This window comes from Arthrobacter sp. D3-16 (assembly GCF_054408515.1).
In genome coordinates this window covers 1,310,744-1,320,020 of the sequence record NZ_CP096437.1, presented here as the reverse complement: position 1 = coordinate 1,320,020, position 9,277 = coordinate 1,310,744, and the positions used below count along the sequence as shown (strand labels likewise).

The following is a 9,277-nucleotide window of genomic DNA, read 5'->3' as shown; positions in this document are numbered from 1 at the left end:
TCCGCAGCAGAAGGGCAGAGCCCCCTACCGCCGTGCGAACTATTGCCTACCGTAGCGGCTGGCTGTGACTATTACGTTTCCGGACCCCAGCGTTACTAAGCGTGCTTACTTTACCCCAAATTTGGGGTAGGGCGTCGGCGACACCTCCCGCGGTGACCGGTCCACCGAAGCAGGAGTCCGACGCCGCCCTCCCGGCGCGGCCATGCAGCGCGGCTCCCAGCGCGGCCAGGACGGCCCACCGTCCGTCCTCTTCCGGGCCCAGCTTTAGGGTGCGCCCGACGTCGGAACCCGCTTGAGCGAGCAGCGCACCGATGACGCCCGCCAGCACGTCGCCGCTGCCGGCAGTGGCGAGCCAAGGCGTACCGTCCGCCTGGCTGTACATGTCCCCGGAAGGGGCTGCCACCAGGGTGGTGGCGCCCTTGAGCAGGACGGTGGCTCCGGTCAGTTTGGCGGTTTGACGGGCGGCGCCCAGAGTTCCGGCCTCCACTGCAGCGCGGTCCCCCTCAATTCCCAACCGCTCCAACAGTGCGGCGAGCTCGCCGGCGTGCGGTGTCAGCACCACATGCGGGGGCAGTGCGACGGGAAGGGCGGGCAGCGCACCGGCATCGGCCACCACGGGCAAGCCGGACTCGACGGCGTCACGCGAACGCTGCAGCTGTTCGTGGTCACCGGGCCCCATGCCGGAACCCACCAGCCACGCCTGAACCCTGTTCTCAGCCACGGTCCCGGTGCTGCAGACCACTTCCGGGCAGGATTGGCGGATCAGGTCCGCGACTTCGGGCGGCCCAAGGTACCGGATCATCCCGACTCCTGCAGCAAGAGCGCCGCGGCAGGCAAGGACGGCCGCGCCGGGATAATCTGCGGATCCCGCCACCACTCCCAGGACCCCGCGGGAGTACTTGTGCGCGCGCCGGGCAGGGTTGGGGAGGAGGCTCGCTATGTCGGTATCGCCGAGCCGGCGCAGAGCAGGTTGGTCGAAATTGTCCTCGATCCCGATGCGCACCACGTCCACCCTGCCGGCGTGGTCTGCTCCGGGATCCACCAGCAAGCCGGCTTTGGCCGCTCCGAACGTCACCGTGACATGGGCTGAGAGTACCGGTTCGGAGACTTCGCCAGTATCAGCGTCGACGCCGCTGGGCAGGTCGCATGCCACCACAAAACCGGGGGCAGTTTGTCCGGTCCGGGCGCCGGCGACGGCCTTCACCAGCGTTGCCGCACTCCCCCGCAGCCCGCCTTTCGCGCCGGTCCCCAGCACAGCATCGATAACGACGTCGGCCCGCGCAGCTTCTGCGGCCAGCTGACTGGATGCCGTGTCCGTAAGACGATGCACCCGGCCGCCGGCGCGCTCAAAAGCAGCCAGCGCCTTCGGATGGGCCGAGTCGGCGGTGAGCACCGCCGTCGTACGCATGCCGCGGGCGGCGAGGAAAGCGGCGGCGTAAAGACCGTCCCCGCCGTTGTTGCCCTTGCCGGTGAGCACCACAAGGCTGGAGCCGTAGATCCGGCGGCCCCGGGACTGGAGCTCCCGGATGATGGTGTTGGCCAGCCCGTGGGCTGCGCGCTGCATGAGGACGTCGCCCAGGCCGGCAGCCAGAAGGGGTTCCTCGGCTTCCCGGACCTGGGTTCCGGTGTAGGCGCTGATCATGGTGGTCAGGGGCGCAGGCGGGCCGCTTGGCCGGTTCAGCCTTCGGCCAGGACCGTAGCCGTGGCGATGCCGCCGTCGTGGCTGATGGAGAGATGCCAGCGTTTGACGCCCTTGGACTCAGCGACTGCAAGCACCGTTCCCTTGACCTGGACAGTGGGGCCGTTGTGGTCCAGGCCGATCCAGCAGTCCTGCCAGTTCATGCCGGCCGGCGCGCCGAGGACCTTGGCCACAGCTTCCTTCGCGGCAAACCTCGCAGCCAGCGACCGGATGTTCAGCTCGCGCTCAGCAGGGACGAACAGCCGGTCCCGAAGGCCGGGGGTGCGCTCAAGCTGGCGGCCGAACCGCTCGATGTCTACTACGTCTACGCCTATGCCAACAATCATGCGGCTTATTCTACGGTGACGGCCGGAACCGGAAGTGACAGGGGAAGCCCCGAGCCGTGGGCCCGGGGCTTCCTCTTGATACGACCAGACTGGCGTGTGGCCAGTCCGCAGTTACTCGACGGTGACGCTCTTGGCGAGGTTGCGGGGCTGGTCCACGTCGTAGCCCTTGGCGGCTGCGAGTTCCGCGGCGAAGATCTGCAGCGGGACCGTGGTCAGCAGCGGCATCAGCAGGGTGGGGGTCTCCGGGACGTAGAAGACGTACTCGGCGTAGGCTTTCACGGCTTCGTCGCCTTCCTCGGCGATCACCAGGGTGCGGGCGCCGCGGGCGCGGACTTCCTGGATGTTGGAGACCACCTTGGCATGCAGGGAATCGCGGCCGCGCGGGGAGGGGACCACCACGAACACCGGCTTGCCCTCGTCGATCAGCGCGATCGGGCCGTGCTTGAGTTCACCGGCGGCGAAGCCTTCGGCGTGGATGTAGGCAATTTCCTTCAGCTTCAGTGCACCCTCGAGCGCTACCGGGTAACCGACGTGCCGGCCCAGGAACAGGACTGACTTCTCGTCGGCCATGCTGCGGGCCAGTTCGCGGAGCGGACCGGCGTTGTCCAGGATGGTCTGGATCTTCGCCGGGATCTTGTTCAGGTCCGCGAGGACGTCCTTGATCTGGCCGGAGAAGATGTTCCCGCGCAGCTGCGCCAGGTACAGGCCCAGCAGGTAAGCGGCGGTGATCTGGGCCAGGAACGCCTTCGTGGACGCGACAGCGATTTCCGGGCCCGCGTGCGTGTAGAGCACGGCGTCGGATTCGCGCGGGATGGTGGAGCCGTTGGTGTTGCAGATCGAGATGGTCTTCGCGCCCTGTTCCCGGGCGTAACGGACGGCCATCAGGGTGTCCATGGTCTCGCCGGACTGGCTGATGGACACCACCAGGGTCTTCTCGTCCAGGATCGGGTCGCGGTAGCGGAACTCGTGGGCGAGTTCCACCTCCGTGGGAATCCGGCACCAGTTCTCGATCGCATACTTCGCCACCGTCCCCGCATAGGCGGCGGTACCGCAGGCCAGGACCACGATCTTGTTAACCTGCTTCAGCAGCTCCGGGTCGATCCGGATCTCATCCAGGGTCAGGTTGCCGTCAAGATCCGAACGGCCCAGCAGGGTCTGCGCCACGGCGTCGGGCTGGTCATTGATTTCCTTCTCCATGAAGGAGCTGAACCCGCCCTTCTTCGCAGAAGCCGGGTCCCAATCCACGTGGTATTCCTTGCCCGCGGCCGGGTTGCCGAAGAAATCGGTGATCTCCACCGTGTCCGCGGTGATGGTGACAATTTGGTCCTGGCCCAGCTCCACCGCACGGCGAGTGTAATCAATAAACCCGGACACGTCCGAGCCCAGGAAGTTCTCGCCCTCGCCCAGGCCCACCACCAGGGGTGAGTTGCGGCGGGCGGCGACGACGACGTCGGGCTGGTCCGCATGGACCGCGAGCAGCGTGAACGCGCCCTCCAGGCGCTGGCAGGCCAGCTGCATAGCCTCCGTCAGGGCGTCGGCGGACTTATCCCCGCCCAACTGGTTGCGGTAAATGTCCGCCAGCAGCGCCGCGGCCACCTCGGTGTCCGTCTCGGACAGGAAGGTGACGCCCTTCCCCACCAGCTCGAGCTTGAGCTCGGCGAAGTTTTCGATGATGCCGTTGTGGATCACGGCGAGCCTGCCGTCATCAGCCAAATGCGGGTGCGCGTTACGGTCCGTCGGCCCACCGTGGGTAGCCCAGCGGGTATGACCGATCCCGGTCACCGTCTCCGGCAACGGACGCTCCTCCAGCTCGGCCAGCAGGTTGCTCAGCTTCCCCGACTTCTTCCGGGACTCGATCAAGCCCTGGGACACCACCGCGACCCCCGCGGAGTCGTAGCCCCGGTACTCCAGGCGGCGCAGCCCCTCAAGGACAACATCCAGCGCACTGTGACTTCCGCCGTCATTAGAACGGCCCACGTAACCCACGATTCCACACATGCGCACAAGACTATCGGCAGGTTGGGCCAGATCTAAACTAGGTGCCCACTCTTGAAGCAATTCCGTGATCCGCCGGGGATGTGGGTGAGTCCTGCATTTCGCTCTCAGCCGGGCTGGGGGCAGAATCTCTAAAGTGACTGTGCAACGCAATGACGCGAACGGCGAAGGTGTCTCCCCGTTCGTTGAGCTGGACCGGCAGACCTGGTCCCGGCTCGCAGACGAGATGGAACAGCCTCTTAATGAGGAGGATATCGTCCGTCTCCGCGGCCTGGGCGATCCCTTGGATATCAACGAAGTCCGGGAGGTCTACCTTCCGCTGTCAAGGCTCCTGCACCTCTATGTTGAAGCCGCCGGCCAGCTTCACGCCGCCACCACCACCTTCCTGGGCGAGCAGACCCAGCGCACCCCGTTTGTGATTGGCGTGGCGGGATCGGTCGCCGTCGGCAAATCCACCATCGCCCGCGTACTCCGCGAAATGCTGCGCCGCTGGCCCGGCACCCCCAATGTGGAACTGATCACCACGGACGGTTTCCTGTACCCGCTGGCCGAGCTGAAGCGGCGGCAGCTGCTGGAGCGCAAGGGCTTCCCCGAGTCCTATGACCGGCGTGCTTTGCTCCGCTTTGTGAGTGAAATCAAGAGCGGCGCTGAAGAGGTGCGGGCGCCCTGGTACTCCCACGTTACGTACGACATCGTTCCGGGCAAGGAAGTGGTGGTCCGCCGTCCCGACGTGCTGATCGTGGAAGGCCTGAACGTGCTGGCCCCGGCGCGGCCGCGGCACGACGGCCGGCAGGGGCTGGCACTGAGCGATTTCTTCGACTTCTCCATCTACGTGGATGCCAAGACGTCCTATATCGAGGAATGGTACGTGGACAGGTTCCGCAAGCTCCGCACCACGGCCTTCGCGCAGCCGGAGTCGTACTTCCACCGGTATGCGGCATTGTCCGACGACGAAGCCGAGAGCACTGCCCGGGACATCTGGAAGCGCATCAACGAGCCGAACCTGGAGGAGAACGTCCTCCCCACGCGCGGCCGCGCCCAGCTGGTGCTGTCCAAGGACGCGGACCATTCCATCCGCCGCATGCTTCTCCGGAAGGTTTAGCACAGGTGTGCTACGACTGCGCTCCTTCCGACACTTCCGGGCAGGCAGCGACCAGCCGGCGCACCTTCGCCCGGTTCCTCGCGGCGGGGGCAGGACTCACGGTGCTGGCTGCCTGCACGCCGGAGGCACCCGGGGCGGCGGCGCCGTCGTCCGGCACGCCCTCTGCTTCACCTGCGCTTTCTCCGTCGGCCTCCGCCTCTCCCATTCCGACGGCGGAAACCACGACGGCTGCTCCCCCGCCCCCGGAGCCGTCCCCGACGCCGTCGCCCTCCTCCGGCCTGCCGCGGCAGTTCTCCCTGACTGACCCGGCGAGCCCCTGGCTGGTGGTCAACAAGCATCGGCCGCTGGTGCCGGCGGACTATGTGCCGGCTGACCTGGTCCGGCCCGCCGTCGCAATGACCGTGTCCGGTGAGGCGGCGCTGCTGAACAGTACGACGGCGGCCGCGGCCGAGGCCATGTTCGCTGCGGCCGCGCGGGACGGCGTAGCGATGGTGCTGGCAAGCGGCTACCGCTCCTACGGCACTCAGGTGGCCACCTACAACGGCTATGTCGCCTCGCGCGGCCAGGCCGACGCCGATACAGCAAGCGCCAGACCGGGACACTCGGAACACCAGACGGGCTGGGCCTTCGACATCGCCGACGGTAACGGCGTTTGCGGGTTCCAGCCGTGCTTCGCGGACCAGCCCGCTGCGGTATGGGCAAAGGCCAACGGACACCGGTTCGGGTTCGTGGTGCGGTACCCGTGGATGTTCCACCCGGTCACGGGGTACTACTACGAACCGTGGCACCTGCGGTATATCGGCGTGGAGGCGGCGACGGACATGGCGAACCGCGGCATCTTCACCCTGGAGGAGTACTTCGGCGTGGAAGCGGCTCCGGGGTATCCCTGACGCGATGAGTTAGCGTGGTTTCCATGCTTAGTGGATTCAAGAATTTCATCATGAAGGGCAATGTCATTGACCTTGCCGTCGCCGTCGTTATTGGAACCGCCTTTGGCGCGGTGGTGACGGCACTCGTGAACAAGGTGCTCATGCCTTTCATTGCCGGGCTGACTGGTTCGCCGAACTTCGACAGCTTCGCAAGGGTGAATTTCAACGGCAATTTCATCGAATTCGGGGTCCTGCTGACCGCAATCGTCAATTTCCTCCTGATCGCCGCGGCCATTTACTTCGTTGTGGTGATGCCGATGAACCTCATGATTGAACGCCGCAACCGCAGGCTGGGAATCGGCCAGGACGTGAAGGAGGAGTCCGCCGAGGACCCCCAGATCGCCCTGCTCACCGAGATTCGGGACGCCCTGAAGAGCCGCACGCCCTGACTTTTTCGAACAACGCAAAGTGGCCCGCCTCCTGCTGGAGACGGGCCACTTTGATGTTTAGGACCTACTCGGAGACGAGTTCCAAAGCGAGTTCTGCCCGGACTACCTGGGCAAGGTGTTCGGCGATGGACTGGGCTGTCTCTTCATCCGCTGCCTCTACCATCACGCGCACCACGGGCTCTGTGCCGGAGGGACGAAGCAGGACGCGGCCGGTGTCACCAAGTGCGGCTTCGGCTGCGGCCACGGCCTGGGCAAGGACCTCATTGCTCTTTACGCCGGCGCGGTCCACGCCCTTGACGTTGATGAGTACCTGAGGCAGCTTGGTCATCACCGTGGCGAGTTCCTTGAGCGGCTTGCCGGTAAGGGCAATCTGGGCGGCGAGCTGCAGCCCGGTGAGCACACCGTCGCCGGTGGTGGCGTGGTCTGCGAAGATCACGTGGCCGGACTGTTCCCCACCCAGGTTGAAACCGCCGTCGCGCATTTCCTCCAGGACGTAGCGGTCCCCCACGGCGGTTTCGCGGATGTTGATGCCCGCGTCGCGGAGCGCGATCTTGAGGCCCAGGTTGCTCATGACGGTGGCCACCAGGACATCGTCCCTGAGCTTGCCCGAGGCTTTCAGCGCGACCGCGAGGATGGCCATGATCTGGTCGCCGTCCACCTCGTTGCCCTCGTGGTCCACAGCAAGGCAGCGGTCCGCGTCGCCGTCGTGCGCGATGCCCAAGTCCGCGCCGTATGTGACGACGGCTTCCTTGAGGGATTCCAGGTGGGTGGAGCCGACGCCGTCGTTGATGTTGTGGCCGTCCGGGTCTGCACCGATGACTATGACGTCCGCACCGGCGTCCTTGAACACCTGGGGCGAGCAGCCGCTGGCGGCGCCGTGGGCGCAGTCCAGGACAACCTTGAGGCCGTCCAGCCGGTGAGGCAGGGTCTGGAGGAGGTGGACGATGTAGCGGTCCTCGGCGTCGGAGAAGCGCTGGATGCGTCCGACGTCGGCGCCGACCGGGCGGACGGCTTCCTTGGACATCTGGGCCTCGATGGCGTCCTCGACGTCGTCGGGAAGTTTCTGGCCGCCGCGGGCGAAGAACTTGATGCCGTTGTCCGGTGCCGGGTTGTGGGAGGCGGAGATCATCACGCCGAAGTCCGCATCCAGATCCGCGACGAGATAGGCGGCAGCGGGAGTGGGAAGGACACCGGCGTCATAAACGTCAACGCCGGAGCTGGAGAGCCCCGCCTCCACCGCCGCGGCGATGAACTCGCCGCTGGCGCGCGGGTCGCGGGCCACCACGGCGCGCGGCCGGGACCCGTTGGAGTTGCGGTCGTGGCCAAGTACGACGGCGGCCGCCTGGGCCAGCTGCATGGCGAGCTCAGCAGTCAACAGACCGTTCGCCAGCCCCCGGACACCATCAGTTCCAAATAATCTAGACACCGGTCAAGTGTAGAGGATGGGTGCTGAAGGACTTCAAACGGCAGGTGAGACGGCTGTAACGCCTAGAAGCGCTGGAGAATGCTCTTGCCGCCAACAACAAAAAGCCCGCCCCGCCAATGGCGGGACGGGCTTCTGTGTAAGCGGATTTAGCGCTTGGAGTACTGCTGAGCCTTACGGGCCTTCTTGAGGCCAGCCTTCTTACGCTCGATGACGCGGGCGTCGCGAGACAGGTAGCCAGCCTTCTTCAGGGTGGCGCGGTTGTTCTCGACGTCGATCTCGTTCAAGGAACGGGCGATGCCGAGGCGCAGTGCACCGGCCTGGCCGGAGATGCCGCCGCCGTGAATGCGGGCGATGACGTCGTAGGCGCCTTCGAGATCAAGGATCTTGAAGGGCTCGTTGACGTCCTGCTGGTGCAGCTTGTTCGGGAAGTAGTTGTCCAGCGCACGGCCGTTGATGGTCCACTTGCCGGAGCCGGGAACAACGCGAACGCGTGCAACGGCTTCCTTGCGGCGGCCAACAGCTGCGCCGGCAACGGTCAGTGCCGGGCGCTCTTTCTTCGGCGCAGCGGCGTCAGCAGCTGAGCTTTCAGAGGTGTAGCTGGTCAGGGTTTCCTCAGCCTCTACGGCTTCGGTGGTCTCTTCGTTCTGAGCCACGATTCTCCTTGTATAGATAAGTTGTTTGGTGGCCAGGACTACTGGGCGACCTGGGTGATTTCGAAAGTCTTGGGCTGCTGGGCGGCGTGGGGGTGCTCTGCACCGCGGTACACCTTCAGCTTGCCCAGCTGCTGGGCAGCGAGGGAGTTCTTGGGGAGCATGCCCTTGATGGCCTTCTCAACGGCGCGGACCGGGTTGGATTCCAGCAGTTCCGCGTAGTTGACGGAGGTCAGGCCGCCCGGGTAGCCGGAGTGGCGGTAAGCGCGCTTCTGCTCCAGCTTGGCGCCGGTCAGGGCAACCTTTTCAGCGTTGATGATGATGACGAAGTCGCCCATGTCCATGTGGGATGCAAAGGTGGCCTTGTGCTTGCCGCGCAGCAGGATTGCGGTCTGGCTCGCGAGACGACCAAGGACAACGTCTGTGGCGTCAATGACGTGCCACTGGCGGTTGATATCGCCGGGCTTCGGGGTGTACGTACGCACGGTGTTTGCCTCGTTCTTGTTCTGGCGTTCTTGTTTAGGAGCCACTCAGGGGTGGGCACCTACTTTCTGCGCGCTACCGGAACAGAGGTGAGGGCTCTATGTAACCAGTCATCCTGTGGTTCCGAATGTGCACGTTGAGTAGTTATCCTGCAACCGGATCCTCAGCGGGCACGCACCATCGGAATAGGACACGCACAACGACTACCAAGATTAGCGCGTTAAGGGGTTCAGGGTCAAAATGGGGTAGCCGGACGATGCCTCAGTTCCCGCCGGCCT

9 protein-coding genes are annotated in these 9,277 nt (G+C 65.4%); 3 read left to right on the top strand and 6 right to left on the bottom strand.

The annotated features are described in order from the left end of the window. Nucleotides 1-46: 46 nt before the first annotated feature. The 3 genes from M1D32_RS06425 to glmS all read right to left on the bottom strand — a co-directional run bounded on the left by M1D32_RS06425 (nt 47) and on the right by glmS (nt 4,023). Nucleotides 47-1,642, bottom strand: coding sequence for an NAD(P)H-hydrate dehydratase (locus M1D32_RS06425; RefSeq protein ID WP_458781453.1), 1,596 nt, complete (start codon nt 1,640-1,642; stop codon nt 47-49). Nucleotides 1,643-1,677: 35 nt separating this feature from the next. Then, entirely contained in the window at nt 1,678-2,025 is a 348-nt protein-coding gene (locus M1D32_RS06420) for a holo-ACP synthase (RefSeq protein WP_458781452.1), read from the bottom strand. 111 nt (nt 2,026-2,136) lie between these two features. Then, on the bottom strand, nt 2,137-4,023 hold the full coding sequence (glmS, locus tag M1D32_RS06415) for a glutamine--fructose-6-phosphate transaminase (isomerizing) (protein ID WP_458781451.1): 1,887 nt from the start codon (nt 4,021-4,023) through the stop codon (nt 2,137-2,139). 133 nt (nt 4,024-4,156) lie between these two features. On the opposite strand from glmS, the gene coaA reads away from it, so the two are divergent. From coaA to mscL, 3 genes are read left to right on the top strand one after another with little or no spacing between them, the layout of a single operon-like run. Continuing rightward, nucleotides 4,157-5,122, top strand: coding sequence for a type I pantothenate kinase (coaA, locus tag M1D32_RS06410; RefSeq protein WP_458781450.1), 966 nt, complete (start codon nt 4,157-4,159; stop codon nt 5,120-5,122). Between the two features lie 5 nt (nt 5,123-5,127). Further along, on the top strand, nt 5,128-6,012 hold the full coding sequence (locus tag M1D32_RS06405) for a M15 family metallopeptidase (RefSeq protein ID WP_458781449.1): 885 nt from the start codon (nt 5,128-5,130) through the stop codon (nt 6,010-6,012). Nucleotides 6,013-6,035: 23 nt separating this feature from the next. Then, complete coding sequence (mscL, locus tag M1D32_RS06400; protein ID WP_458781448.1) at nt 6,036-6,440, top strand: large conductance mechanosensitive channel protein MscL; 405 nt, start codon at nt 6,036-6,038, stop codon at nt 6,438-6,440. Nucleotides 6,441-6,504: 64 nt separating this feature from the next. On the opposite strand, the gene glmM is transcribed toward mscL, so the two are convergent. From glmM to rplM, 3 genes are all read right to left on the bottom strand, one after another. Beyond that, nucleotides 6,505-7,866, bottom strand: a complete 1,362-nt coding sequence (glmM, locus tag M1D32_RS06395) for a phosphoglucosamine mutase (RefSeq protein WP_458781447.1) — start codon at nt 7,864-7,866, stop codon at nt 6,505-6,507. 146 nt (nt 7,867-8,012) lie between these two features. Then, on the bottom strand, nt 8,013-8,519 hold the full coding sequence (gene rpsI / locus M1D32_RS06390; protein WP_050684362.1) for a 30S ribosomal protein S9: 507 nt from the start codon (nt 8,517-8,519) through the stop codon (nt 8,013-8,015). Between the two features lie 38 nt (nt 8,520-8,557). After that, entirely contained in the window at nt 8,558-9,001 is a 444-nt protein-coding gene (gene rplM, locus M1D32_RS06385; RefSeq protein WP_015937805.1) for a 50S ribosomal protein L13, read from the bottom strand. Nucleotides 9,002-9,277: the final 276 nt, after the last annotated feature.

Excerpts from the sequence above, each read along its gene's own strand:
- M1D32_RS06425 (WP_458781453.1), bottom strand. The coding sequence starts at position 1,642 with ATGATCAGCGCCTACACCGGAACCCAGGTCCGGGAAGCCGAGGAACCC.
- M1D32_RS06420 (WP_458781452.1), bottom strand. The coding sequence starts at position 2,025 with ATGATTGTTGGCATAGGCGTAGACGTAGTAGACATCGAGCGGTTCGGC.
- glmS (WP_458781451.1), bottom strand. The coding sequence starts at position 4,023 with ATGTGTGGAATCGTGGGTTACGTGGGCCGTTCTAATGACGGCGGAAGT.
- mscL (WP_458781448.1), top strand. The coding sequence starts at position 6,036 with ATGCTTAGTGGATTCAAGAATTTCATCATGAAGGGCAATGTCATTGAC.